Source organism: Halorussus lipolyticus (assembly GCF_029338375.1).
GTDB classification, from domain to species: Archaea; Halobacteriota; Halobacteria; order Halobacteriales; family Haladaptataceae; genus Halorussus; species Halorussus lipolyticus.
In genome coordinates, this window is record NZ_CP119804.1 from 2,825,341 (window position 1) to 2,851,029 (window position 25,689).

The 25,689-nt window shown below is 66.0% G+C and carries 24 protein-coding genes; 7 read left to right on the top strand and 17 right to left on the bottom strand.

Annotated elements, in window-relative coordinates; translation table 11 throughout:
* Window positions 1–23: 23 nt before the first annotated feature.
* Genes P2T57_RS14210 through P2T57_RS14230 form a run of 5 tightly spaced genes read right to left on the bottom strand, consistent with a single transcriptional unit; the run spans window position 24 to window position 3,379 of the window.
* The gene (locus P2T57_RS14210; protein WP_276299871.1) at window positions 24–686 is read right to left on the bottom strand and encodes a DUF7546 family protein; all 663 of its coding nucleotides are present in this window, start codon (window positions 684–686) and stop codon (window positions 24–26) included.
* Window positions 686–883 carry a CbaC protein gene (locus P2T57_RS14215; RefSeq protein WP_276299872.1) on the bottom strand — a complete coding sequence of 66 codons (198 nt, stop codon included), beginning with the start codon at window positions 881–883 and terminating at the stop codon, window positions 686–688. The genes P2T57_RS14210 and P2T57_RS14215 overlap by 1 nt, the downstream gene beginning before the upstream one ends.
* The gene (locus P2T57_RS14220) at window positions 880–2,607 is read right to left on the bottom strand and encodes a b(o/a)3-type cytochrome-c oxidase subunit 1 (RefSeq protein WP_276299873.1); all 1,728 of its coding nucleotides are present in this window, start codon (window positions 2,605–2,607) and stop codon (window positions 880–882) included. Before P2T57_RS14220 ends, P2T57_RS14215 begins: the two co-directional genes overlap by 4 nt.
* A gap of 1 nt (window position 2,608) precedes the next feature.
* Entirely contained in the window at window positions 2,609–3,130 is a 522-nt protein-coding gene (locus P2T57_RS14225) for a cytochrome c oxidase subunit II (protein WP_276299874.1), read from the bottom strand.
* Window positions 3,131–3,145: 15 nt separating this feature from the next.
* Window positions 3,146–3,379: a hypothetical protein gene (locus P2T57_RS14230; RefSeq protein ID WP_420028502.1), complete on the bottom strand. Its 234-nt coding sequence runs from the start codon at window positions 3,377–3,379 to the stop codon at window positions 3,146–3,148.
* A 100-nt stretch (window positions 3,380–3,479) separates the two neighbouring features.
* On the opposite strand from P2T57_RS14230, the gene P2T57_RS14235 reads away from it, so the two are divergent.
* The 3 genes from P2T57_RS14235 to P2T57_RS14245 are packed head-to-tail and all read left to right on the top strand — an operon-like array spanning window position 3,480 to window position 7,117.
* Entirely contained in the window at window positions 3,480–3,764 is a 285-nt protein-coding gene (locus tag P2T57_RS14235; RefSeq protein ID WP_474198308.1) for a DUF8131 family protein, read from the top strand.
* Window positions 3,765–3,769: 5 nt separating this feature from the next.
* Window positions 3,770–4,570, top strand: coding sequence for a sulfite exporter TauE/SafE family protein (locus P2T57_RS14240; protein ID WP_276299877.1), 801 nt, complete (start codon window positions 3,770–3,772; stop codon window positions 4,568–4,570).
* Window positions 4,571–4,573: 3 nt separating this feature from the next.
* Entirely contained in the window at window positions 4,574–7,117 is a 2,544-nt protein-coding gene (locus tag P2T57_RS14245) for a heavy metal translocating P-type ATPase (RefSeq protein WP_276299878.1), read from the top strand.
* 71 nt (window positions 7,118–7,188) lie between these two features.
* On the opposite strand, the gene P2T57_RS14250 is transcribed toward P2T57_RS14245, so the two are convergent.
* From P2T57_RS14250 to P2T57_RS14260, 3 genes are all read right to left on the bottom strand, one after another.
* Entirely contained in the window at window positions 7,189–9,933 is a 2,745-nt protein-coding gene (locus P2T57_RS14250; RefSeq protein ID WP_276299879.1) for a PAS domain S-box protein, read from the bottom strand.
* An 81-nt stretch (window positions 9,934–10,014) separates the two neighbouring features.
* On the bottom strand, window positions 10,015–10,497 hold the full coding sequence (locus tag P2T57_RS14255; protein ID WP_276299880.1) for a FlaD/FlaE family flagellar protein: 483 nt from the start codon (window positions 10,495–10,497) through the stop codon (window positions 10,015–10,017).
* Between the two features lie 595 nt (window positions 10,498–11,092).
* Window positions 11,093–11,458, bottom strand: a complete 366-nt coding sequence (locus P2T57_RS14260; RefSeq protein WP_276299881.1) for a hypothetical protein — start codon at window positions 11,456–11,458, stop codon at window positions 11,093–11,095.
* A 479-nt stretch (window positions 11,459–11,937) separates the two neighbouring features.
* On the opposite strand from P2T57_RS14260, the gene P2T57_RS14265 reads away from it, so the two are divergent.
* The gene (locus P2T57_RS14265; RefSeq protein WP_276299882.1) at window positions 11,938–12,111 is read left to right on the top strand and encodes a YHS domain-containing protein; all 174 of its coding nucleotides are present in this window, start codon (window positions 11,938–11,940) and stop codon (window positions 12,109–12,111) included.
* Here the strand turns inward: P2T57_RS14265 and P2T57_RS14270 are convergent.
* The 5 genes from P2T57_RS14270 to P2T57_RS14290 all read right to left on the bottom strand — a co-directional run bounded on the left by P2T57_RS14270 (window position 12,108) and on the right by P2T57_RS14290 (window position 17,349).
* Entirely contained in the window at window positions 12,108–13,517 is a 1,410-nt protein-coding gene (locus P2T57_RS14270; protein WP_276299883.1) for a dihydrolipoyl dehydrogenase family protein, read from the bottom strand. The two genes, P2T57_RS14265 and P2T57_RS14270, sit on opposite strands and share 4 nt — an antisense overlap.
* A gap of 92 nt (window positions 13,518–13,609) precedes the next feature.
* The gene (locus P2T57_RS14275; protein WP_276299884.1) at window positions 13,610–14,926 is read right to left on the bottom strand and encodes a PGF-CTERM sorting domain-containing protein; all 1,317 of its coding nucleotides are present in this window, start codon (window positions 14,924–14,926) and stop codon (window positions 13,610–13,612) included.
* A 124-nt stretch (window positions 14,927–15,050) separates the two neighbouring features.
* Window positions 15,051–16,004 (bottom strand): bifunctional 2-dehydro-3-deoxygluconokinase/2-dehydro-3-deoxygalactonokinase, encoded by a 954-nt coding sequence (gene kdgK1, locus P2T57_RS14280; protein WP_276299885.1) that lies wholly within the window; start codon window positions 16,002–16,004, stop codon window positions 15,051–15,053.
* A 219-nt stretch (window positions 16,005–16,223) separates the two neighbouring features.
* The gene (locus P2T57_RS14285; protein ID WP_276299886.1) at window positions 16,224–16,535 is read right to left on the bottom strand and encodes a DUF7344 domain-containing protein; all 312 of its coding nucleotides are present in this window, start codon (window positions 16,533–16,535) and stop codon (window positions 16,224–16,226) included.
* Window positions 16,536–16,848: 313 nt separating this feature from the next.
* Window positions 16,849–17,349 (bottom strand): Lrp/AsnC family transcriptional regulator, encoded by a 501-nt coding sequence (locus P2T57_RS14290; protein ID WP_276299887.1) that lies wholly within the window; start codon window positions 17,347–17,349, stop codon window positions 16,849–16,851.
* Window positions 17,350–17,412: 63 nt separating this feature from the next.
* On the opposite strand from P2T57_RS14290, the gene P2T57_RS14295 reads away from it, so the two are divergent.
* Window positions 17,413–18,069, top strand: coding sequence for a hypothetical protein (locus P2T57_RS14295; protein WP_276299888.1), 657 nt, complete (start codon window positions 17,413–17,415; stop codon window positions 18,067–18,069).
* A gap of 30 nt (window positions 18,070–18,099) precedes the next feature.
* On the top strand, window positions 18,100–18,888 hold the full coding sequence (locus tag P2T57_RS14300) for an NAD-dependent deacylase (protein WP_276299889.1): 789 nt from the start codon (window positions 18,100–18,102) through the stop codon (window positions 18,886–18,888).
* A 10-nt stretch (window positions 18,889–18,898) separates the two neighbouring features.
* Here P2T57_RS14300 and P2T57_RS14305 read toward each other — a convergent pair whose 3' ends face one another.
* The 4 genes from P2T57_RS14305 to P2T57_RS14320 form a co-directional block, all read right to left on the bottom strand.
* Window positions 18,899–19,360 (bottom strand): toxin-antitoxin system TumE family protein, encoded by a 462-nt coding sequence (locus P2T57_RS14305; protein WP_276299890.1) that lies wholly within the window; start codon window positions 19,358–19,360, stop codon window positions 18,899–18,901.
* A 10-nt stretch (window positions 19,361–19,370) separates the two neighbouring features.
* Window positions 19,371–20,000, bottom strand: coding sequence for a DUF7342 family protein (locus P2T57_RS14310; RefSeq protein ID WP_276299891.1), 630 nt, complete (start codon window positions 19,998–20,000; stop codon window positions 19,371–19,373).
* Between the two features lie 69 nt (window positions 20,001–20,069).
* Window positions 20,070–22,313 carry a DNA mismatch repair endonuclease MutL gene (gene mutL / locus P2T57_RS14315; protein WP_276299892.1) on the bottom strand — a complete coding sequence of 748 codons (2,244 nt, stop codon included), beginning with the start codon at window positions 22,311–22,313 and terminating at the stop codon, window positions 20,070–20,072.
* Window positions 22,314–22,366: 53 nt separating this feature from the next.
* Complete coding sequence (locus P2T57_RS14320) at window positions 22,367–25,033, bottom strand: PKD domain-containing protein (RefSeq protein ID WP_276299893.1); 2,667 nt, start codon at window positions 25,031–25,033, stop codon at window positions 22,367–22,369.
* A gap of 97 nt (window positions 25,034–25,130) precedes the next feature.
* On the opposite strand from P2T57_RS14320, the gene P2T57_RS14325 reads away from it, so the two are divergent.
* Window positions 25,131–25,679: a metallophosphoesterase gene (locus P2T57_RS14325; protein ID WP_276299894.1), complete on the top strand. Its 549-nt coding sequence runs from the start codon at window positions 25,131–25,133 to the stop codon at window positions 25,677–25,679.
* Window positions 25,680–25,689 lie beyond the last annotated feature (10 nt).

Consider the following 25,689-nt stretch of genomic DNA (forward strand, 5'->3'; position numbering starts at 1 on the left):
AAAATCGAAATCCGAAACCGAGGCTATCGCTTCAACCCGACCCATAGCCCGCCGACCGCGAGGAGAAACACGGCGGTCGAAAGGTCGTAGGACCGAGCCAACATCGCCGAGACGGCCACCGAGGACCCCCCGATACCCGCCAGAAGCGTGCCGAGGACCGACCCGGTGCAACTCACGCAGGTCACGAGGCCCAGCGCGCTCCCCAGTACTCCTCGACTCGCTCGGGCCAGTGCCCCGTAGGCCAGCGTCGCCAGTCCGGCGTAGCCGACCAGTTTGAAGGGGACGAGCGTGAGGTGAACTGCCCCGCCCGAGACGACCACCAGCGGTCCCCATCCGGGCATCGCCCCGAGGAGCGAAACCGACCCGAGGCCCGACCCGTGGCCCGCCGAGGCCAGTCCGCCCGCGGCGCAGAGAAGGACGAAGTAGCCGACCCCGGTGGCGAGCGCCGCGTAGGTCCGGCGGTCGGTGGGTCGCGGAATCTCGGCGTAGGTCACCGCCAGAACCGCGGCGTTGGTCCAAATCGCTGGATAGGCGAGGTACCGGAGCGACAGGACCTCGGTCTCGGACACCGCGAGATACCCGCCCAGAACCGCCGCCTCGGCGACCGTGAGCGCGACGAGGAGGCGGGCGGCCCGCGCCGGGGTCCGGAGCGCCCGGTCGGGATTCGAGGCGGTGTCGGTGGCCATCAGTGCTTGGTTGCCGACTTCGGTTCTGCGCCGACCATGTACGCCACGGCGATGAGTAGCAGGAAGACGGCCTCGAAGGCGACGACCGCCACCAGCGGTAGGTCGATGCCGAAGAAGCCGAACAGCACCCGAAGCTCGATTGCGACCGGGATGCTGAACGCCACCAGCACGAGGAGTTGGGCGCGCGAGAGCGTCATGCCACCACCTCCCTGAGAAGGTCGCCCAGCGCCTCGACGTTCGCCGACACCCAGACCGGGACGCCCGGCACGTTTCCGAACCACCCGGCGTCGCCGACGATGCTGGCCAGCGGGAGCGTGTAGGCCAGAATCACCAGCACGACCGCGATGGCGGTCCACAGTCGGAGGTCGTCGAGGACCCGCGGACTCCCGCTGGCACCCGAGAGGGGAGCGGGCAGACTGTCGTCCACCGGGTTCTCGATGGGGTCCTCGATGGCCGACAGCAGGATGTTGAAGACGAACAGCACGACCGACAGGAACAACAGCGTCCCGCCGAGCGCGATTTGGGCCTGTAGTTCGCCGACAGTCCCGATGACCGCGTTGAAGTCGAAGCTCTGGTACTGGGGTTCGGCGGTCCGGCGCGGGATGCCGACCAGTCCGGCCCGGTGCATCGCGTTCGACATGAACACCATGCCGACGAACCACATGACGACCTGCAGGAGACCGATTGGCCGACTGTAGAGGCGCTTGCCCGTGAGTTGGGGGACGAGCCAGTAGGACCCGGCCATCATCGTGAGCGCCACCGCGGTACCCACGGTCAGGTGGAAGTGGCCCGGCACCCACAGCGTGTTGTGGATGAGGTAGTTGATGTTCATCCCGGCGTTAATCATGCCGGAGAAGCCGCCAGCCGCGAACATCGCCCCGGCGAGCGCCATCCCAGTGAAAGCCGGGTCGCGCCACGGGAGCGCGCCGAGCCACTTGATGTACCCCTTGCCGCCGCGCTGGCGGGCACCGTGTTCGACCGACGCGACCACGGTGAACGCGGTCAGCAGACTCGGCAGGAGGAGGAACATGGTGTTGGTCATGGCGATGAACTTGAAGCCCTCCGCGATGCCGGGGTCCAGATACTGGTGGTGGATGCCGACCGGCGTCGAGAGGAGCAGGAACAGCACGAACACGACCCGAGCGAGGGGGTCGCTGAATAGCCGACCGCCCGCCAACTTCGGCAGGACGGTGTACCACATCAGGTAGGCCGGCATCAGCCAGAAGTACACCACGGGGTGGCCGAAGTACCAGAACAGCGTCCGAGTCAGCAGGGGGTTGACCGTCTCCACGAGACCGAACGACCACGGGATGAGGAAGACGACGACCGACACCGCCACGCCGAGCGTCGAGAGGTACCACATCAGCATGGTCGTCAGCACCATGAACGTCTGGAGCGGGATGCGCTCGTCGGGGTTGTCACCGCGCCAGTCGCGGTACGCGAGGAACCAGTCGGCCCCCGCCAGCCACGTCCCGACGATGAACATCGCCAGTCCGATGTAGAACAGGGGATGGGCTTGCAGGGGAGCGTAGAACGTGTACAGCACGTCGGCGCTCATGTCGATGCTCGGAATCAGGCCTGCGAGGATTGCGACTGCCGCGAAGACGGCACCGGTCGTGGTCAGTCCGAACCACGCCCACGTCAGCCTGATGTCCGGCATCGGGCGTTCGAGGCTCTGGACGACTGCCCACGTGAACAACCCGACGAGGAAGAAGATGGTGAACACCAGCGCCAGCAGGACGCCGTGGCCCGTCAGCACGGTGTAGTAGTCCACCGAACTGATGAACCGGAAGTAGTCCGTCCGGTGAAGCGCCTGCACCAGTCCGAAGAACGCGCCGATGGCCAGCGCGGTGAACGAGACGGTCAGGCAGGCCTTCACGACCGCGGCCTCGTCGGGGTACCGGTCTACGAACGTCGCCATCTCAGGCACCCCCCGCCGTGGCGCTGGCGTTGAACTCGTCTTCCGGGACGACCTTCATCGTGCCCTCCATCGCGTGGTGGGCCGACCCGCAGTACTCGTTACAGAGGAGACCGTACTCCTTCGGTCCCTCGACTTCGACTGTGAACGTCGAAATCTGTCCGGGGACGGCCATGGTGTTGGCGTTGGTGCCGACGACCTCGAAGCCGTGAATCACGTCGGCCGAGGTCACGTGGAAGGTCACGGTGCTGTCGGCCGGGACCCGAATCGGCTCGCCCGTACCGGGTTGGAACGCGAACTGCCGGGCGATGACGTACACCTCGTACTCGTTCGGTCCGGACTGGTAGACGCCGGGTTCGCTAAACTGGGGGTGTTCGTCGAGGGCCTGCGGGTCCACCGTCCCGCCCTCGTCGTCTATCATCTCGACGCCGGCCCCGATTGCCCCGTAGGAGACGGTGGCGATGAAGCCGACGATGAGCAACAGCGCCGCGCCGAGCCAGAGTTTCTCGTAAGCGTGTATCTCCATCGTTGTTCACCTCGGTTATCCGACCACCGTCATTCCCCGGCCGAGGAACTCCACGAAGTACATGAACAGCCACATCACGACCAGAATCACGAAGTAGCCGAAGATGAGGACGAGCGTACCAACCGGGTCGAACTCGTCGTGTCCGATTTCGCGTTCGATGCTGTCGGGCGCTGACCCGACCACGTAGCCGCGAGGTTGGTCGGGCACCTCCTCGCGTATTGCACTCTCTGTCTCCGATTCCATCGACATAAGCGTCGATACGAACACGGGATATTTAACGAAAGAAGCCGATTCCCAGACCCTGAAAACCGGCGAAATGGGATTAGTACTGGTACTGCTACCGGTTCGTATGGAGTCGTCTCAGAGTCGATTTGGCATAAAAAGGGTCGTGTCGAACCGTTCGCCTCGGAGTTTAACTGTGGTGACACTGCTGGCGCTCGCCCCGGTCGCGCTGTTCGCGCTGGGTCGGAGCCTGCTGGCGGTTGTCGCCGTCGTCAACGTCGTCCTCATCTTCGGCAGTCTCTACCTCCTCACGTCGCCCACCGAGGAGGACCACGGTCACGACCACGGCGAGCGCACTGACGACGAACGCGCCCGCGAGAAGCGCACTGCCGAAACGACCGACTCGACCTGACTCTCATGTTCCCCCTGCACGGCCACGGACCGGCGCTCCCGACCGGAACCCTCGACGCCGCAGTGTTCCTCGTCGTCGGATTCCTCGGCGGTGCCCACTGCCTCGGCATGTGCGGACCGCTGGTGAGCGTCTACGCCGACCGACTCCGGGCGCAGGAGGAGACTGCCGACGACACCCTGACGCTCCGGCAGGTCCGCCAGCACGTCCTGTTCAATCTGGGGCGGACCGCTGGCTACGCGATTGTCGGGGCGGTGTTGGCGCTCGTCGGCGGGGTGACGGTCGGCGCGATGGACCGAGTTCTCGCGGCCGGAACCGGCGTGCAGGCGACGACGGCGGTCCTCGCGGGGACGTTCATCGCCGCCACTGGCGTCACCTACGTCGGCGGGTCGGCGGCCCACCCCTCGCTCGGCCCGGTCGATAGCCTGTTCGGCAAAGTGAGCGGGGTCTTGACCCGGCGGGTAGACGCCTTCGTCGGCGACGCTCGCATCGCGGGCCTCGGACTGGTCCACGCGCTCCTGCCGTGTCCCATCACCTACCCAGCCTACGTCTACGCCTTCGCGCTCGGCGACCCGGTTCGAGGGGCCTTCCTGCTGTCGCTGGTCGGTCTCGGGACCTTCCCGACCCTGCTGGTGTACGGAACCGTCTTCGGGTCGCTGTCGGCCAGCAAGCGACTGCACCGACTCCTCGGAGTCGCGTTCGTCGTGCTGGGCTACCTGATGGTCGCGCACGGACTGGTGCTGTTGGGAATCGACGTGCCGCGGGTGTCGCTTCCGCTCCCCGCGCCGAAGTACCAGCCGATAGGATAGCCCATGAGTGAGACAACTAACGACGGCCTAGAGACAAACGAGGAGTGTGTCGAAACGTCCGGAGCGGTCCATGACGAGTCGCTAACCGCCGACTCGAGTCCCGTGGATACCCCCGGCGAGTGTACTCTGTGTGGCCTGCCGACCGGCGATTCCCCGGTGACAGACCGTGATTCCCCCGGTGGCTACTGTTGTCGGGGGTGTCTGGAAATCGCTCGGACGCTTGACGACGTGGAGTCGGCCGACCCCGAGGAGGTCCGCGAGGACCGCGCGACCGACACAGGCGGGGTCGAGGAGGCCCCCGACGACGCCGACCAGACCTACCTCTCGGTCGAGGGGATGCACTGCGCGACCTGCGAGACGTTCATCGAGTCGGCGGCGGCCGACGCCGAGGGCGTCCACGCCGCCGAGGCCAGTTACGCCACCGACATGCTCCGGGTCGCCTACGACGACGAGACCGACCTCGACGGCCTCACCCGGAAACTCGGCCGGTACGGCTACGCGGTCGGCGACCCCGAGAGCGATTCCGGCGACGACGACCGGACCGACACCCAAATCGTCCGGTTCCTGCTCGGGGGCGGCATCTTCGGCATGATGGTGATGGTGTGGTACCTTCTGTTTCTCTACCCGACCTACCTCGGTTACGACCCGCTGGTCGATTTGGGCGGGTTCGACGGTCTCTACCTGTTCGGCAACGTCTGGTTGATGTCGTCCATCGTGCTGTTCTACACCGGCTATCCCATCCTGCGGGGCGCAGTCGTCAGCCTTCGGGCGGGCCAACCCAACATGGACCTGCTGGTCTCGCTGGCGGCGGTGAGTTCCTACCTCTACAGCGCCGTGGCGGTCCTCGTCGGCCGCACCCACGTCTACTTCGACGTGTCGGTCGCCATCGTGCTGGTCGTGACGCTGGGCAACTACTACGAGGACCGCATCAAGCGCAAGGCCGCCAGCGGCCTCTCGGAACTCACGAGCGCCAGAGTCTCGGAAGCGACTCGCGTGACCGGCGACGGCGAACAGGAGGCAGTCCCGGTCGCCGACCTCGCGCCCGGCGAGGAGGTACTGGTCCGCCCCGGCGAGCGCATCCCGGTTGACGGCGAAGTCGTCTCCGGCACCGCGGCGGTGGACGAATCGCTCGTGACCGGCGAATCCCTCCCGGAGACCCGCAGGCCCGGCGATTCGGTCGTCGGGGGCACCGTCGTCACCGACGAACCGCTCGTGGTCGAAGTCGGCGAGTCAGCCGAAAGCACGCTCGACAGACTCGTGGACCTCCTCTGGGAGATTCAGAGTTCCCGGTCGGGCGTCCAGCGCCTCGCCGACAAACTGGCGACCCTGTTCGTCCCGACCGTCGCCCTCCTCGCGGTGGCCGCGACCGGGTGGCGACTCGTCTCCGGCGCGCCGGTCGCCGACGCCCTGCTGGCGGGCCTGACGGTCCTCATCGTCTCGTGTCCCTGCGCACTCGGTCTCGCCACGCCGCTGGCCGTGGCTTCCGGCATCCGCGAGGCCGCCGACGAGGGCGTCGTGGTGGCCTCGGACGCGGTGTTCGAGTCCGCCCCGGAGACCGACGTGGTGGTCCTCGACAAGACCGGGACACTGACCGACGGCCAGATGGCGGTGCAGGACGTGGCCGTCTCCTCGGCGGGCGCGGAAGTCGATGCCGACGACGTGCTGGCCCGCGCCGCGGCGCTCGAACGCTACTCGGCGCACCCGATTGCGGATGCCATCGCGGAGGCCGGTAGCGAGGAGACCGGAACCGCCGACACCACCGGGTCTGCAGAAACCGGGACTCCGGCGGTCGCAATCGACCCCGAGAGCGTCGCGGTCCACGACCGAGGAGTCACGGGCCAGTTCACCGGTGAACTCGCGGGGGTCGAGACGGCGGTCGGCCACCCTGACCTGCTTGCCGAGCGGGGATTCGCGTTCTCCTCGGACCTCCGGTGCGCGGTCGAATCGGCCCGCGAGGACGGGCGGGTTCCCGTCGCAGTCGGGTGGGACGGCCGGGTCCGGGGCGTCGTGGCAGTCGGCGATAGCCCCCGAGAGGGGTGGCGCGAGGCCGTCGCCGACATCGCTGGGGCCGACGCCGGGCGCGATGTGGTGGTCCTCACCGGCGACCACGAGCGCGCCGTGGGGCAGTTCCGCGCCGACCCGAACGTCTCGGAGGTCTTCGCCGGGGTGCCCCCGGAGGCCAAGGCCGAGACGGTCGAGCGCCTCCGGTCCCGCGGCACGGTGGCGATGGTCGGCGACGGAAGCAACGACGCCCCCGCGCTGGCCGTCGCCGACATCGGCATCGCGCTCGGAACCGGGACCGACCTCGCGGGCGACGCCGCCGACGCGGTGGTCGTGGACGGCGGCCTCGACGCCGTGGCCTCGGTGTTCGCCGTGGCGAAGGGGACCAACCGGCGCATCCGGACCAACCTCGGGTGGGCCTTCCTCTACAACGCCGTGGCCGTCCCGCTGGCGATTCTGGGACTGCTGAACCCGCTCTTTGCGGCGGTGGCGATGGGCACCAGCAGTCTCGTCGTCGTGGCGAACTCGGCGCGGTCCTTGCGGTAGGAACCCCAGAAAGAAATGATTTTCTTCGCTTTCTATTGAATTTAAATTCTTAAAGACAGCGTTTTATTTCTCTACTCCGGCGTCTCGACGCCCCGGAACTCGAATCTCGCGCCGCCGTCCTCGCTCTCGGTGACTTTGCACTCCCAGTCGTGGGCCTCGACCAACTGCTGGACCACCGCGAGACCGAACCCGATGCCCACGTTGCTGGTCGAGTAGCCGGGGTCGAATATCCGGTCGCGGTCCTCGGCGGGGACACCCGGCCCGTCGTCGGCGACGTAGAACCCGGTGGTCCCCGACCCATCGCCCGATGTGTCGCCCAAATCGCCGACCGTGACCGTCACGTCCGGGCCGCCGTGTTCCGCCGCGTTCCGGTAGAGGTTTTCGAGGAGTTGGCGCAGGCGCGAGGGGTCGGCCAGAATCTCCCGGTCGGCCTCGGCTTCGAGGCTCCCGTCGGGGTCCACCTCGTCCCACCACTCGGCGGCCATCTCGCCGAGCGCGACCGGTTCAGTGCTGTCCACGTCGCCGCCCCGCCGGGTCACGACCAGCAGGGTGTCTATCATCTCCTCGATGCGGTCCAGCGCGCGTTCGACCTCTCGGAAGGCCGACGTGGCGTCGTCGTCGTCCTCTCCCTCGACCTCACGCCTGCCGACGCTTTCGATGCCCATGTCGAGGTAAATCTGGGCGATTTCGAGGGGGTTGCGGAGTTCGTGGGCCAGCATGCTGGCGAAGGCGTCGAGGCGCTCGTTGCGCTCGCGGAGCGCCTCCTCGTGTCGCTGGCGCTGGATGGAGGTCAGCAGGATGTGGGCGATGCTCTGGACGAACTGCACGTCGTGGTCGGCGTAGGTCCGCGACTCGGTGTGGTGGGTCCCGAGGATGCCCCAGATGTCGTCCGGGGTGCCGATTATCGTGCTGATACCGCTCTCGACGCCGTGGGAGGTCAGCAGTTCCGGCCCCGAGAATCGGTCCTCGGCGTCCAAGTCCTCGACCACGACTGGCTCCTCGGCCAGCAGGGTGTAGCCCGCCTGCGACCCGCGGTCGTTGGCGACCGTGGCCTCGCCGACGATGCCCTCGCGCCACCCGACGCCGTTCCGAAGCAGGAGTTCGTTCTGTTCGGGATAGAGTTCCAGCACCTTGCAGTAGTCGTGGCCCAACACGTCGGCGACGAGTTCGACCGCCCGGTCGAACAAATCGTCCAGCGACCGGGCTTGGAGGGCGTACTGGGAGAACTCCGAGAGGACGCGCTGTTGCTCGACGCGGTTCTGTAGCTCCCGCTCTCGCTCCTTGCGCTCGGTGATGTCGCGGGTCACCCCGACGCGCTCGTACTCGTTCTCCTCGGTCTCTCGCACGACGAAGGTGGTCTCGGCCGAGAACGACCCGCCGTCCGCGGTCCGGAGGGGATGCTCGATGGTCGCCGACGACCGCTCGCCGTCGATTATCTCCCGCATGAGTCTCACCGCAGTCTCCCGAGTCTCGTCGTCGTAGAGCCGTGAGGGGTCGGTGCCGACCAGTTCCGCCTCGTCGTAGCCGACCAACTCGGCGAACGCCGAGTTCACCATCGAGAACTCGTTGTCCGAGTCCACGACGTAGATGCCGTCCTCGACCGTCTCCACGATGGTCTCGTAGCGTTCGAGTTCCCGCTCTCGCTCCTTGCGCTCGGTCACGTCCTGAAAGTACACCGAGAGACCGGTCTGGGAGGGGTAGGCCCGGACCTCGAACCACGTCGAGAGCGGCGGGTAGTACTCGGCAAACGACACCGGCTCTTGGTCGTCCATGGCGCGTTCGTATTCGCGCTGGAAGGTCGTGCCCACCGCCGCGGAGAACTTCTCCCAGACGCTCTCGCCCAGCAGGTCCTCCTCGCTACGCCGGAGGAGTTGCTCGGCCTCGTCGTTAACGTACGTGAAATTCCAGTCGGTGTCGAGCGCGAAGAAGGCGTCCGTGACCCGGCTGAACACCTCGGAAAGTTCGGTTTCGAGTTCGTCGCGCCGCTGTTCGAGTTCGAACTGGGTCTGTTTGAGTTCCGTGATGTCCTCGGCCGCACTGACCACCCGCCGAACCTCACCGTCGTCGTGGACCGGCGCGGCGCTGACCGAGAGGTGGACGCGCTTGCCGTTGGGTTGCTCGACCAGCACCTCCTCGTTGTACACCGGGTCGCCGGTTTCGAGGACCTGCTCGACGGGATACTCGTCGTCAGACAGGGGTTCGCCGTCGGTGTCGTAGACGGTCCAGTCGTCGTCGCCGTCCGAGACCAACTCGTCCGACCCGACGCCGACCAGTTCGGCCGCCCGCTCGTTCGCCCTGAGGAGATTCCCCTCGGCGTCTCTGACCGCGAAGGCGACCGGACTAGTGTCGAAAATCTCCTCGATGAGGGCCTCCTCCTCGCGGAGGCGTTCGACCGAGTGGCTGTGGGTCGGCGCTTCCCTGACGAATCCGGTGAAGAAGGCTTCGTCGTCGCCGTGGACGAACGCCGACACCGAGAGGCGCATCTCGTCGCCGTCGGCGGTCAGCCACGTCACCTCGAACGACTCCCTGCCGATGGGGGTTCCGGCGTCGCCCTCGGCGTAGCGGTCGAACCACCCGTCGTAGCGGTCCCGAAGTCGGTCCGGCACGAACTCCACGAACTCCCGGCCGTGGAGGTCCTCGGGCGCGTAGCCGAGGAGTCGCTCAACCTCGTCGTTGGCGTAGACGATTCGCCCGTCGGCGTCGGCCGTAATCACGGCATCACTGGACCGAGCGACTAACTCCTCGAAAAACCCCTCACCGAGCGCCGGAGGACCTGCCTGTTCGCCGTCCGACGAGTGCTCCTCGGGACCCCTCATGGTAGACCCTCGACTCCCATTACCTCCTGTAGCAACTGACGCGCCAATAGTGTCACGCCTCCGTTCGGAGCGATGGCGGCCTCAGACCGACGCGAGTCGCGCGATGTAGACCAGACTCAGCACGTGGTCGTCCATGTTGAGGTCGGCCGGACCGGGCACGTCGGGGTCGAAGCTCTCGACTTCGGAGAATCCGCGCATGTATTCGCGCAGTTCCTCGCGGACCGCCTCGGTTATCCAGCCGATTTCGGCGTAGTACTCCAGCGCGTTGCCGGTGTTCTCGAATCCGGCCTTGTTGATGAGGAAATCGAGCCACTCGAAGACGACGACCTCAGTGCTGTACTGGTCGGGCATGCGTTCGAGATACGGCTTCTCGGGGAGCGCCCCCGCCGCCGAGAACTGGCTCTGGAGGCGGACGAGTTCGTTGCGCTCGCTGTGGCGCAGAACCTCGTCGGGCGCGGCCGGTAGTGCTTCGCCCTCGTCGGCGAACTCGTCGGGGGTCTCCCGGTCGGGGTCCGCGAGGCGGCGCAGTTCGCGCAGGTCGTAGTCTCCAGTCGTCGGCGGCATGGATGCGGGTACGTTCGGGTATCTCGCACTGTCCATTTAAATTTTCTTGCCATTTTGCTGACGGACCAAACGCAGGTCGGGGTTGGTTGTGGACTTCCGAGTGGGTGAGAGATGGGTATCTGGCGGTAACTCGCTGGCTGAACTTCCGTCTCGGCGCGTGCTGGCGCGGTCGTCACGAGCGAAGCGAGTGACTGCTCGGCGGACGCGGATTGTCCGCCGGTGTCGTGACTGCGCCGAATCGCGCGAGGTCTGCGCGAGCGAAGCGAGTGCAGTCTTCGAAAATCTTCGATTTTCGTGATGACGAGAGAGCTTCGCTCTCTCGGACCACGACGAGGCTTGCGAGACGCTCCGCGTCTCGCTGATCTGCGAACGTGGTTCGCAGACAACGCAATCGGTTGGGGAGGGTGTGGTCCGCCGTCGCGGTGCGGTTGCGGGAGACGGCGTTGCTCACGCCTGAAGCTAGCTTCTCTGTCTCTTACCTCTTAGCGGTAATCGTCACGACCTCTCAGAACTAGCCGTCACGGAACACACGCAGTACGGTCCCGGTGCTGTGTGGTGTCGAAAACGAACCAAAACCCGAGAGAAAACGGACTTCTCAGCTTCGGCGCTTCTGCACCGCCACGAGGAGACCCCCGACACCCACCACGAGACCGAGGAGGCCCGCGACCTTCCCCTTCGACCCACCCTCGTCGGAGGTGAACTCCTCGTCGTCGAACTCGGGGTCGTCGAAGTCCTCGAAGTCGGTCTGTTCGCTCCCGCCGCGGGTCTTGAGTTTCCAGACCAGCAGGCCGACCCCGGCCAGCACGCCCAGCAGGCCGAGGACCTTGGCCTTGCTCCCGCCCGAGGAGTCTGTTTCGGCGGACTCCTCGGTCGGCGTCTCGGACTCCGCGGTGGTCCTCGCGGGATACTGGTACTCCTCTACGAGCGCGGGTTTTTCGAGATTGATTTCCAGAATTGCCATGGGAGATAGTTCGCCGCTCGGCTACGAATAGGTTGCGGCTACCTCGGATTTTTAGTTTGTTTGGGTTTTCCCGGAGAGGTGGCTGAATGAGACTTGATGGGATAGCGAATTCGGGGAAGTGTGCCGGAGGTGGTGAGTAGTGAGAGCGTGCCGGAGGAATGAAAGAGAGAAAGAGCTAGCTTCAGGCGTGAGCAACGCCGTCTCCCGCAACCGCCCCGCACCGCAACCGCGGGCCACACCCTCCCCAACCGATTGCGTTGCTCGGCCTCCGCTTCGCTCCGGCCTGCGCTACTCATCCCTCGCGCGGTTCGGGCGGCGCACGAGAGCGCCGCCCAGCGCGCGCCGGGGTGGTTGTTCAGACACTCCTATATACGTGTTTAGAAAATATATTTGCAATTTAAAGAAATAAATAGATGTGTTAGGCACGTCGAATCGCTCCGGCCCCAATCCTTTCCGCGCTGGCCGTCGCAGGTCCGACGATGGCCCAGTGCACTGTCTGTAGTGCCGACGTGGAGGCGTCGAATCCCGAGGAGACCGATTACCGAGACGACGAGTTCGCTATCGCGCAGGTCGAATACGAGGGCGAAACCTACGTCTTCTGCTCGGAGGAACACCGCCGGGAGTTCGAGGACGACCCAGACGAGTACGCTTAGTCGAGTCGTTTGCTAGCTTCTCGAATCAGGCCGTCCAGAATCTCGGGCGTCGTCGGATGATACGCCCGGTCGGGAATCTCGCGCACGTCTAACCCCATCTCCACCGCGACCTGCATCGTCTTCGCCATCACGTCGGCGTGGTAGTGCAGGCCCTGATACCCCAACACGGTCCCGTCGTCGGCGTCCACGACGAGTTTCGCCAGTCCGCGGGGGACCGCCTTGGTCTTGAACACGCCGTCACTGCTGGCCTCGCGGGTGACGGCCACGTAGTCGGTGTCCTCGCGTCCCTCCCGGACCAGTTCGCTCTCGGAGACGCCGACCCGAGCGAAGGGGTAGACCCCGAGGCCCGAGAAGACGACGTGGTGGTGGGTGTTCCGGTAGGGCTTCAACTCCGCGTCCTCGCGGTGCCGGAGAACGTTCTCGGCCGTCAGGAAGCCCTGCTCCTTGGCGACGTGCAGGATGGGTTCGTGGCCGTTGGCGTCGCCGGCGACGAAAATCCGGTCGTCGTCGCGGGCCTGCATCGTGTCGGCGACCCACCCCGCTCCGGGTTCGAGTGCGGTGTTCTCCAGTCCGAGGCGGTCCACGGCGGGCCGCCGCCCGGTGAACAGGAATAACTCGTCGGCCTCGACGGTCTCGCGCTGGTCCCGGCGCTCGACGTGGAGGCGCACTCCGCCGTCTGCGGTCTTCTCTATCGACTGCTCGTACGTGTTGGTCAGCACGTCCACGTCGAACTCCTCGCGGTAGATGTCGAGTATCGTCTCCTGAAACTCGTCGTCGGCCTCGTCCAGCGGGTAGTCGTCGTGTTCGACGACGGTGAGGTCCATCTCGGCGGCCTCCGAGAGGTAGGGCACCATCTCCAGTCCGATGTAGCCGAATCCCATCACGACCCCCGAGTCCGGGAACTCGGTCCGGTCCAGCACGTCGGCGCTGGTCGAGTAGTCCACCTCGTCCATCCCGTTCAGGTCCGGCACGTTGACCGACGACCCCGTGGCGACCACCACGTAGTCGGCCTCGATTTCTCGGTCGCCGACCGCGACGGTGTGGTCGTCCACGAACCGGGCAGTCCGGTGGAGAAACTCGACGTTCTCTCGCTCGGCGAGGTCGTGGACCGCGGACCGGCGGTGGTCCGCGAAGTTGTGGATGTGTTCGTCCTTGGTCGCCACGACCGATTCGAGGTCCACCTCCGGAACCCCCTCGATTCGGTGGTCGTGGCGGGCCTTGAATCGGGCCTCCCCGGCCGAGAGAATCTCTTTCGAGGGCATGCACCCCTTGAGGATGCAGAGGCCCCCACCGGGTTCCCCGTCGTCCACGAGGGTCAGTTTCACATCGTCCTCCTCGGCCAGTTCCTGCGCTACAGCAACGCCGGCGCTCCCGTAGGCCCCGACGATAACGACGTGAGCTGTCATGTTCTGAGACACGACGCCCGACGGATTTAGGCGTTCGGCCCCGGCACGCCCGGCCGGGAGAAAATCGGCGACGAATCGAAAACGGAATCCGGCTATCGACGCCGCGCCAGCAGGGCCGCCCCGAGGAGCGCCACGACAGTCGCCGTGACAGTGAAACCGGGGACGCCAGCGCCGTTGTCGGTCTCGTCGTCCACGACGCTGGTCTCGGCGCTCTCGCTCGTGGTCTCGTCGCTCGCTCCGGCCTGCGTCGTCTCACTGCTCGCTCCCGATTGGGTCGTCTGGTCGGACTCGCCCGCGGTCGTGTCGTCGGCCTGCGTCGTCGTCTCGCTCGCGGACGCCGACCGCATCGAAACCGTGCGCTCGGAGAAGTGGTTGACCGCAATCAGCACGTCGGCGCTCGCACTCGCCGAGGCGCTCCCCGCGCTCTCGACGACGTAGCGCGACTGGTCGCTTCCGACCGCGCTCCGGAGTTGGCTGTACGTTCGGGCCTCGACCGCAGACTCGCCGTCAACAGCGACTTCGAGGCCCTCGGTCGCGTTCAGGGCCTGTTCGGAGACGCTGGTGACGAGAATCGTCCCCTCGTGGGTCGTCCGGTTGACCGCGAGCGTCACCTCGTCCTCGGCGGACTCGGTGGTCTCGACGGTCGTGTTCTCGCCGTAGCTAATGGTATCGACCACGACTCGCTCGTCGTCGTCGGCGCTCTCGCTGGCGTCGCTCCCATTCTCGACCATCACGTAGGCCTCGGCCTTGGCCTCGCCCTGCACGAGGAGGTCCTCCTGCTTCTCGTCGCCGTCGTCCTTGCCCTCGGGGTACGACCGGAGGACGAGGCGGGCGTCGTCGCCGAGGCGGGCGGTCACGTCGTCCTCGTCGTTGACGGTCACGTTGCCCTCGCCGACGACGAGGAGGGTGCCTTCGGTGCCGTTCTCGGTCGTGACCGCGACTTGCGCGTCGGACTCAGCGGAGGCCTCCGCGCCGGACGGGAGGTCGGCGACCACGTAGTCGGACTGGTCGCCCGCGGCGACCACGAGGACCCCGTGGCCGTTGTCGTGGGCGGTGATGGTCGCGCTACCCTCGGCCGAGACGCGGGCCTCGGTGGTCGTGGTCGCGCCGAGACTGAGGCCAGCGCCCTCGATTTCGGTCACGGCCGACAGCGAGGCCCCGATGTCCGCGAGGCCGCCGTCTTCGACCTCGCTCGCGGACTGGACTCGCACCGAGTCGAGCATCGTCTCGCCGTGGACCGCGTAGTCGGTCACAGCCTTGCTCTCGGCGTCGAACGAGACGTGAGTCCCGGCGTAGGCCTCTCCGGGGGTCTGTTTCGTCATTTTCGACGCAGTGGTGCCTGCGACTGCAGAGGGTGCGATACTCGCAGTGACGACGAGTACCAGCAGGGCGGTCGCTACTCGTTTCATGCTGGTTCGCCGTGAATCAGCAGTCGGATATACGTCTTCTGGCTTCCTGAAAATCGCGTGATGGAAATCGCTCCCGTCGATGGATGCGTTCGGTCGCCCGCGGCCGAATCTGTCCGTCGCAGTGTCACCGCGAAATCTCGCCCCCGGCCTCCGACAGCACGTCCTCGACCTCCTCGCGGGTCACGACCGCCACGTCGCCCGGAATCGTGCGCTTGAGCGCCGCCGTCGCGGAACCGTATTCGAGGGCGGTCGCCACGTCGTCGCCGGCGATTCGCCGCGCGAGGAAGGCCCCGACGAAGGCGTCTCCGGTCCCGATTGGGTCGAGGGTGTCGGTCTCGATTGCGGACTGCTCGTAGGTCTCGCCGTCGTGGCGGGCCAACGCGCCCTCCTCGCCGCGGGTCACGATGACGGTCCGGAAGTCGAACTCGTCGGCGAGGCCGTCAGCGATTGCTTCGGCGTCCCCCTCGCGGCCGAGGACCTTCTGCGCGTCACGCTGGGCAACCATCAGCGAGTCCACGTCGGGAAAGAGGCCTTCGAGCGTCTTGCGGGCCTCGTCGGGACTCCAGAGCTTCGACCGGTAGTTCACGTCGAAGGAGGTCGTCGTCCCGGCGTCTCGGGCGGCAGAGAGGAGGTCGGCGGTGGTCTCCGCCAGCGTCTCCGAGAGGGCGGGCGTGATGCCGCTGGTGTGGAAGACCGCGGCGTCTCGGACGCGCTCGGTCGGTAGTTCGGCGAACTCGGCGGTCGTGACCGCCGCGCCCTCGCGGTCGTAGATGACGTTCGACCCGCGGGGCTTGCCGCCGTGTTCGAGGTAGTAGGTGCCCTGCCGGCCCTCGCCGGACCACACCACGTCGGTCTCGACGCCGTGTCGCCGGAGGCCCGACACCACGCGCCGGCCGAGCGGCGAGTCGGGGAGTTTCGAGGTCCACGCCGCGTCAGCGCCAAGTCTGGCGGCCGCAACCGCGACGTTGCTCTCCGCGCCCGCCGACCGGAACTCGAGGTCGTCGGCGGTCTCCAGTCGCTCGCCGTCGGGCGGCGAGAGGCGCAACATCGTCTCGCCGAAGGTCACGAGGTCGGTCATAGGTCGGTTGTCGGCGGGGCGCGGCATAATTTACTCGGTTGCGGATAGCTTACTCGACTTCTGACGGCTTCGGGGCCGTGCTGGAACCGCTGGCAATATGAGGAGGCGTTTAAGAAATATAGATGATTGCGAAAGAATTGTCTATAATTCTCTACTCTCCGGGCCGTCTTCCCGCGAGGAGGTCCTCTCCCGGCGCGCGAGTCACCTCTGTCGCGCGAGTCACTCCGCGGTGACTGCTCCGTCGTACTCCAATTCCGCAGTCATTTCGAGGAGGTCGCCGGGAAGGTCCGCCCCGATGAACTCGACCGCTCCAGTCTGCGGTTCGTAAGCGACGAGGCCAGCGTCTTCGAGTTTCGGCAGGTGGGTGTGAAACAGCGACACCGTGACGGCCTCGACCGACTCGTCGTCTACCTTCGACCCGGTTGTCGCGGCCTCCAAGGCGGCGATTCGCCGACCGAGGACGTCGAGGTCGGTCGAACCCGATTCGTGCCGTAAGTGGTAGAGGACGTAACGACGGCGCTGGCTTTTCAACAGCTCGAACGTTTCACTCAGTCGCGACGTATTAGACGGCCCCATCACCGGAGAGACAGTCTCTATCGACTTATTACCTTCTCTCGCCGCAATCTCCGAGCTTGGAAGTAGAAAGCCGAGCGCGATATTTATTCACATTTTCAAACGTCCGTCGGGGCTTCGACCTGATACGACCGGTACTCGTTGAAGAAATCTAACCGGTACTCGACTCGGCGACGTACCAGAGTATCGGCACGTTTGCGACACGTCACTCCTCGGTGGTTCGTCGCCCGCGTCCCTCGCTGTCGTCGTCGTTCGTCTTTGCTCCTCGCTGTCAGGACCCCGCTCCGCCCTCGTCGTCCTCGTCGTTCATCTCGTCGCTAAAGACGTTCCACGGTTGGACCGACTCGTTGGCGAGGATGTCGCTTCGCAGGATGTTGAGGCCGAGGTCGTCGAGTCGCTGGGTGGTCTGCTCCACGTCCCCAGTCGTCTGGGCGACGATTTCGACGTGGAGGTTCTGCTCGCTGGCCATCGTCTCCCGGACGTTGACGACGCCCGGAATCTTCAGCACTTGTTCGGCGACCGCCGACCGTTCGCCGAGCGGTATCGTGCAGATGAATAGGACGACCAGCGAGTAGCCCGTCTCCTCGTAGTCGATGTCGGGGTGGTAGCCCCGGATGACGCCGTTGTCTTCGAGGCTCCGGATTCGGTTGTTGACCGTCGTGCTGGTCACACCGGTCTCGTCGGCGATGTCCGTGTCGCTGATGTTTCGGGCGTCGAGTCGTAGCAGGTGGAGAATCTGGCGGTCGAGGTCGTCGAGCAGGTCGTCTTCCATACCCGCGAATCGGCGGGACGCCAATTGAATATTTGTGTCAGCACCACGTCGTCTGAAGCCCCGATGCCCGCCGACCCCGCCACGAACTCGTCCCCGAACGTCGCCGGTGTCCTCGGCCGATACGTCAACCACGACGACCCCTTCGTCCGGTTCGCCTCGCTCTGGGCCGTCTGCGCCGTCCTGTTCGTCACAGCGTGGTACGTCGGCTACTACCTCCTGCCCGCGGGCCTGCTCCGCTCGACCAACGCCGCCAGCGCCCTCCCGGAGTACGCCGGGTCGGTGTGGGCCGAGTTCCTGACCATCTTCGCGTGGAACCTCGGGGCGGCCCTCCTCGTCGTCGCTGGCAACACCTTCCGGTCGGTCCGGACCCCGCTGGGCTACCTCGTCGTGGCGGTCAACTGGGTGCAGGGCGCGCTGGTCTGGGGCACCGGGTCGCTCGCCGTCGAGGCCCCGCGATTCGCGCCCTCGCTGTCGGTCGCACTCGGCCGGAGCGGTGTCTACGAACTCACCGCCTACGTCGCCATCGCGGTAGCGACCCGCGGCGTGATGGTCTGGCACCAGCGGTCCGGTTCTCGGTGGCGCGAGGAGTTCGAGCGCGTCCAATCACCCCGCGACTGGACCATCTCGCGCCGGGAACTCGGGGTTCTCCTCGCGGGCCTCGTCGTCCTCGCCGGTGCCAACTACCGGGAGGCGACCATGATTGCCCGAGCGGTCGGATAGCTTTTGGCCGGCGACCCGCTACTCGCAGGCATGGACTCCTCGAATGCGGACCGCTCGGGTGCGGACTCCTCGGACCGAATCGAGGACGCCGCCCGCGAACTCCGGAGCGCCGACACCGCGACTGCGCTCACCGGCGCTGGCGTCAGCGCGCCCTCCGGCGTCCCGCCCTTCCGCGGCGAGGACGGCATCTGGAACGAGTACGACCCGAACGCCTTCGACATGCGGCGCTTTCGCGCCTCGCCCGCCGAGTTCTGGGCCGACTGGGTGGCCCTCCGGGCGGACCTGCTGGACGCCGACCTCGAACCCAACTCGGCCCACCGCGCGCTGGCCGACCTCTCGTCCGCGGGCCTCCTCGATGCAGTCGTCACGCAGAACATCGACGGCCTGCACGGTGATGCTGGCACGGAGAACGTGGTCGAACTCCACGGCAACGCTCGCCGGGCGATTTGTCAGGACTGCGGCCGGGACGTTCCGGCCGACGAGGCCCGCGAGCAGGTCGAATCTGGGACCCGTCCTCCTCGGTGCGAGTCCTGCGAGGGCGTGCTGAAACCCGACGCGGTGCTGTTCGGCGAGCGACTGCCGATGGACGCGCTGGCCCGGTCCCGGCGACTCGCCGAGGAGGGCGACGTGCTTCTGGTCGCCGGGTCCTCGCTCACGGTCGAACCCGCGGCCTCGCTTCCGAAGCGCGCCGCCCGGAACGGCGCGACCGTGATGCTGGTGAATCTGGACGAGACGCCGCTGGATTCGCGGGCCGACTACGTGTTTCGGGAGGACGTGACCGAGGTGCTTCCGACGATTCGGGATTCGGTGGTCGGGTAGTCAGGTCGTTCTACGGTGGATTTTCGGCCTCGTTGAGATTCGTCACGGAACTGCTTTCGTAGGCCCGCCGCCAGAGCTTGTGTACCGCGCGAGCCACGGTTCCCGGCTCTCGTACTTCGATACAGGATGCTTCGGCGTCTTTAGACGGTGCGTTGGGTGCCGGATGGAAGTGACGTTTCGAGGCACCCTCTTTCGGATGGCAGTCCCAACGAAAGTTCACGGTTTCCGAATCGACGTGGTGGAAACTGTAACACCCGCTTCGATACCACGTTACGTCGAATCGCGCCCACTCGGCGTCTCCAATTCCGTCCTCGAAGTGAACGTGGAGTTCTTGCGGGTTGAGAAGGTCGTCCAGCCCAGTGCTCGACTCGTCTACCAGTCCGTCGAGGCTCCGAAAGACCTCGCAGATTTGCTCCATTGCAACTACGTCTGGTGGTCCAAGTTCGCCGTCTAAATCATCTCCGGGGAGCATGTATTCCAACCTATGCGTACACTCCGGAACCCCGTTCGGCGAATGCGCCTTTCGTCTGTTTTTTAGACTCGGCGGTCTGTGTGACTGGACCTGCCTTCGCTTGTGAGGCCGCTCCATCATCCGGGTCGAAATCGTACAACGAGAGCGCGGCCTTCGCCACGTCCAAGTTCTCTTCCAGCGTTCGCCAGCGGGTGACTGCCTGCCACCCTTCGTCGCCGGAGTCGAGTTCGTAGGCGAGGTCGTCCGGGTCGTTCGCGCCGTACTCGTCTCGAAGCGAGTCGATTTGCTCTCGGAGGCGCTTGATGGCGTCGATGAGTTCTTGCCTCGAATACTCGCGGTGAATCGCGGCGATTCGACTCATCGCAACACTCTGTGCAGACCGCTTGTACTGCGTGCCCTGCTCTGCCGGAATCGCCTCCGCCCGGCCGACCTCTGCGAACGTCGAGAGGTGCTTGCGGGCAGTCGGCTCGCTGATTCGGGCGCGCTCGGCGATTTCCTTGGCGAACTGGGGGTCAGTCGTCGTGTCGAGAACATCCTTGACGCGCTCGAACGGCGTCGTCTCCTCGACCCACTCCTCGACTGCGGCCTCGTTCACGTCGCCCTCCCACGGGCCGGAGGGCGATTGGTTCTGGTCGGTCATCGTCGTGGCTCTTGTCCATGCCTTGTACGGCAAGACAAAAATAGTTTCCTCTGAAAAACCTTATTTTTCTCACTCCCCGCGCCGTCCGGCGTGACCCGGATAATCCCGCTCGAATCGGTCCTCGATTTCCTCCTCGCCGAACTCGATGATGACGGGGCGACCGTGAGGACAGGCGTAGGGGTTCTCGCAGTCGTCCAGCGCAGAGAGGAGGTCCACGACCGACCCCTCCCCGAGCGACGTGTTGCCCGTGATGGAAGGATAGCACGCCAAATCCGCCAGCAGGTCGTCGGCGACGGCCTCCACGGTGTCGCCCCGGTGGTCGGGGTCGGTCGAGACGAACTCGGCCAGCGCGTCCCGGAGGAGTTCGGGGTCGAGCGTGGCGTCCAGTACGGTCGGTGCGGTCCGGACGACCACCTCGCGGTCGCCCGCGAGTTCCGCCCGGAAACCCAGTCGCTCCAGCGCCTCGCGGTACTCGTCGAAGACAGCGGCCTCGCCCGCGGTGAGTTCCAACTCGACCGGTTGGGCCAGCATCTGGGTGGTCGAGTCGTCGGCGAACTCCTCGCGCAATCGCTCGTAGTTGACTCGCTCGTCGGCGGCGTGCTGGTCGACCAGCACCATCCCGTCGGGGGTCTCGGCGGTGATGTAGGTGTCGTGGAGTTGGCCCAGAATCCGCATCCGGGGCAGGGACTCGAACTCGGGGTCGTCGGTCGAATCGCCAGCGAGCGTCGCGGATTCGGTCGGTGCCGAGAACTTTCGGGTGGCCGACGAACCGCGCTGTTCGGTCGTCGGACCGGTCGCCTCGGCGACGGACTCTCTGCCGGAATCGCCGTCGTCGTCGGTGGAACTGCCGGAAGCGGCGTCGTCGCCGGAGTTGGCGAAATCGGCGTCGCCGCCGGTAGAACTGGCGGACGGACTAGAGGTCGCGGTCGTCTCGGCGGAAACGCCGCTTTTCGCGGTCGGCGTTCGGTTCCCGCGCTCGGGTACCACCGATTCAGTTCTCGACGTGGCGGTCCCCGACTTGCTTTCTGATTTGCTTACCGATTGTTTAGAATTATTAGAGACATCTTCAGCTGTGTTTCTGGCGTCGGTGGACGCCGAGGAGTCCAGCGTGGACTGCTCGCGCTCGGCGTCGCCTCCGGCGGTCAGTTCCGCCTGCTCGCCGGTCTCGCTGGCGCTCTCGCTCGCGCCGTCGCGCTCGCGTTCCGGTTCGACGCGGGTCTCGTCGGGCGCGCTCCGGCCTCGGGGGGCCGAGGACCTGACGAGGCCGTGGTCCAGCAGGGCGTCCTCGACTGTGGTCTCGACGGCCCGTTTCACCGCCCCTTCCTGCGACCACCTGCACTCCATCTTCCGGGGGTGAACGTTGACATCGACCTCCTCCGGCGGGACCGTCACGAACAGGACTGCAAAGGGGTAGCGTTCGGCCGAGAGTTGGCCGCCGTAGGCCGAGACGAGGGCGTCGCGGACGACCGGTGAACTCACGTACCGGCCGTTGACGTAGGTCGAGATGTACTCGCGGGTACTTCGGGTGGTCTCGGGATTGCTGACGTAGCCAGTGACCGAAACCGCGCCGTCTGGCGACTCGCCCGTTGCTCGCGGTGTTGCCGCTCGCTGTTCCGAGGCGCTTCGCGCCTCGCCAACCTCTATCATCGAGGTGGCGACCTCTCGGCCGTAGACCGACAGGAGGGCCGACTGGAGGTCCCCGCGCCCGGTGGTGACGAAGACCTCCCGGCCGTCGTGGGTCAGCGACACCGCCACGTCGGGGTTGGCCAGCGCGTAGCGCGTGACGACGGTGTTGACGTGCGAGAACTCCGTGGTTGTTGTCTTGAGGTACTTCCGGCGCGCGGGAGTGTTGTAGAACAGGTCTTCGACTTCGACGGTGGTCCCCTCCGGGCACCCGGCGGGGCCGACCGACTCGACCTCGCCGTCCTCCATCCGGAGTTCGGTGCCGGTTGCGCCGTCCCGCGGTTTGGACCGAATCGTCGTCCGAGAGACCGCGCCGATGGTGTGGAGCGCCTCGCCCCGGAATCCGAGTGTGGTCACGCCCGAATCGAGGTCGTCGGCGTCCTCGATTTTGCTCGTGGTGTGTTCCCGGACCGCGGTCCGGAGGTCGTCCTCGCTCATGCCGATTCCGTCGTCGCTGACCGCGATTCGGTCGATGCCGCCCTCCTCGACGGTCACGTCGATTCGGTCGGCGTCGGCGTCGAGGCTATTTTCGACCAGTTCCTTGACGACCGAGGAGGGCCGTTCTACGACCTCGCCCGCCGCGATTTTGCGAATCGTGGCGTCGTCGAGTTGGGTGATTCGGTCGCTCATCTACTGTCCACACCGAGCGACCGAGCGCCATTCAATCTACTGTTGGCGAGTCGTCACCGACTCGCCCGGACCAGCAGGAGGCAGGCGAGGAGCGCCAGCACCGTGACGCCGGGCGTGAAACCCGGCGTCCCGCCTTCCGACCCCGGAACCGAGTCGAATTTAGTCTCGGAATCGGTCTCCTCGTCCTCGAAGGCCGACGGGTCGCCGATGCCGATTTCCTTCGTAGCGTTCTCCACGACCCGATAGCTGTCTCGACTCCCCTCGGGGTAGTAGATGACCTGATAGGGAATCTCGATGCGCTGGCCTCTCAGCGACTCGTCGCGGACCGAGATGCCCACCGAGAGACTGGTCTGTCTGCCCGCCGACACGACCTCCTCGTTGACGTACTCCGCCCGGTTGCCCTCCGCGACGTTCCGACCGGCGGTGACGACGATACCGTTGGGAACCGACAGCGCCAACTCCACGTTGACCTTCCGGGTGTTGACCGAGGGGTTCCGGAGCGAGAGGGTGATGAACTCTTGGGACCCGTTCGTGGTGAGCGTCTCGATGGTGGCCGACGAGTCGATTTCCGGCGTCTTCCGGAAGTTCCTGACCCGGACCGACCAGCTATTTCGGTCCCGACCGCCCGCACCGTCGTCGGCGACGACCGTGACGTTGCGCGTTCCCGGTTCGGCGAACGAGTGGTTCAGTCGCTCGCCGGTCCCCACCTTGGTCCCGTCAACCTGCCACCGGAGACTCGTCGCGTCGCCCTCGGGGTCGGACGCCTCGGCCTCGAAGGTCATGGACTCGCCCGTGAGGACCGAGACCGACGACGACTCCGGCGCGACCCCGCTGACTTTCGGCGGTCGATTGTTCACGCTCACGTCCCACGTCGCGGTGGCGCTCCCGCCGTGACCGTCCTCGACCGTGGCCTCGACGGTGTGGTCGCCGGGGGTCGAGAACTGGTGGGCGAACGTCACTTTCTGGCTGGTCGAGGAGAGGTCGGTCTCCTTCACTGACGACCCGTCAACCGACCAGACCACCGTGGCGGGGGTCGCGTCGGCGTCGGTCGCTCTCACGACGAATCGCTGGCGCGTCCCCGTCTCGGGCGTAGGGACCTTCTCGGGCGAGACGCGAACCAGTTCCGGGTCGTCGTTCGAGACGACGACGGTCCGGTTCCGGGTGACGGACGCGCCGTACTGGTTCGTCACGCTGAGTTCGACGTTCCGTTTCCCGACGGTTCGGAGCGCCGTCGAGACCGACCGGCCGTCGTAGGTTTCGCCGCCTATCGTCCACTGGTAGGAGAGGTCAACGTCCCTGTCTTCCGGGTCGGTCGCGCTCACCGAGAGTTCGACCTCCTCGCCGGCCGTCACCGACGACGGCGAAACCGAGAGGTCCTGAATCGACGGCGGGGTGCCCTCGACGCTGACGGTAAACGACCGCTCGTCGGTGACGCCCCGGTCGTTCTCGGCGACGACCTGAATCTGCTTCTCGCCGGTCGAGTCGAAGGTCGCCTCGACTGTCCGGCCCGAGACGGTTTCGCCGTCTATCGTCCAGTCGTAGGCGAGGCCCGACGAGTCCCCCTCGGCCGAGAACTCGACCGTCTTGCCGGGGACCGTCTCGGTGCTTCCGGGCGTCACCGAGACGATTTCGGGCGCTTGTGCCACGTCAACGCTCCACTCGGTCGTGGCGTCGTCGGTCGAGGAGGTCCCGTCGCTGACCACCGCCTCGACGGTGTGGTCGCCCGACCCGAACTGCCCGGCGTCGAACTCGTACTGACTGCCCGAGGACATCCGGTCGCCGTCCACGTACCACGTCACCGAGGGCGTGCTGTCGGGGTCGGTGGCGCTGACCGAGAAGGATTCGGTCTTCGAGGGGCCGAGTGAGACGCTCCCGGTTTCCGGCGACCGACTCCCGATTTCGGGCGGTTCGAACGACTGGACCCGAATCGTCCCGAGGTCCACGTAGTCGGAGGTGAACGACGCGCCCTCGTGGAACTCGGTCACGAACTCCACGTCCACCCGGTAGGTCCCCTCGTCGTCGGGAATCGGGACCGACCCCGAGATGGCCTCGTGTCGCCCGGACCTGACGCTCTCGGTGCCGAGGCGCTTGGTCGGCGTGTCGGGTCTGGACGCCCCTTCGGGGTAGACGTACACCTCGGTCGTCACGTCGTTGTACCCCGACGATTCGGCGTTGTACACCCGCGAGTCGAACCGGGCGTCCTCGCCGGGTTGGAACCGGCGGGAGTCCCGCGGCGACGACACCCCGGCGGAGGTGTGGTAGACGCCGCCACGCGAGAGTGCGAAGGTCTCCTCGTCGGTGCTTCCCACGGTTCGCTCGAAGACGCCCCACCGTTCGTTCACCTCGCCGTCGTTTCTGACGTGGACGTGGTACTCGCCCGGTGGCGCGTCGAAGATGTAGTAGTGAAAGAGGTCCTCGCTCAGGCAGTCGCCGGGGTTGCTGTCGTCGTCGGTTTCGGCGATGTCCGCGAAGTCGCCGTCTATCTGTTCGAGGAGCAGGGTAGTCTCGTGTTTGTCGTTGTCGGCGTCGTAGGTACCGACCGAGACGCAGGTGTTCTCGGCCTGTGCAGTGGTCGCGCCGAGCGCGGGGGTCGCTCCCGCGACGACGACGCCGACCAGTACGAGGCCGACCAGCAGGACGTGACTGGCCGATACCTGCGAGGCCCGCTGGCACAACGCCCGCCAGCGCGGCAAGCGTCGTGTATCAAAATAACGAAACATCGTTTGGAAAATAGATGGGAATTCACAAATAAGTAGATTACGCTCTTTGAAATAAAGGTGCGTTGACGTTATCATCCCGGCCGCCGAAACCCTCGCCGTGGACTTCGTTATCTCCGACACGCACTTCGACCACGGGAACATCATCGACTACTGCGACCGCCCATTCGATTCGGCTGAGGAGATGAACGAGGCCCTCGTGGCCAACTGGAACGCCGTCGTCGGCGACGACGACGAGGTGATTTTCCTCGGCGACCTCACAATGGCCAACGACTTCGGCGAGTTCGCGTCGTGGCTGGAGCGACTGAACGGGACGATTCAGTTCGTCCTCGGGGACCACGACGAGTGGGTGATGCCCTCGCTCGACGGCGTGGAGATACGCGAGACCTACCAGTTCGAGTACGAGGGCGTCCCGTTCTACTGCGTCCACGACCCCGAGGACGCGCCCGGCAACTGGCGCGGGTGGGTCCTCCACGGCCACCACCACAACAACTGGCCCGACCGGTTCCCGTTCGTCTACCCGGACGAGCGCCGGGTCAACGTCTCCGTCGAGTTGATAGGGTACGAACCGCTCGGTCTGCCGACGCTCCTCGACTGTCTCACTCGGTTCACGTGGTTGGACAGTCTCCCCGACGACGTAGACCCCTAACGCCGCGTCT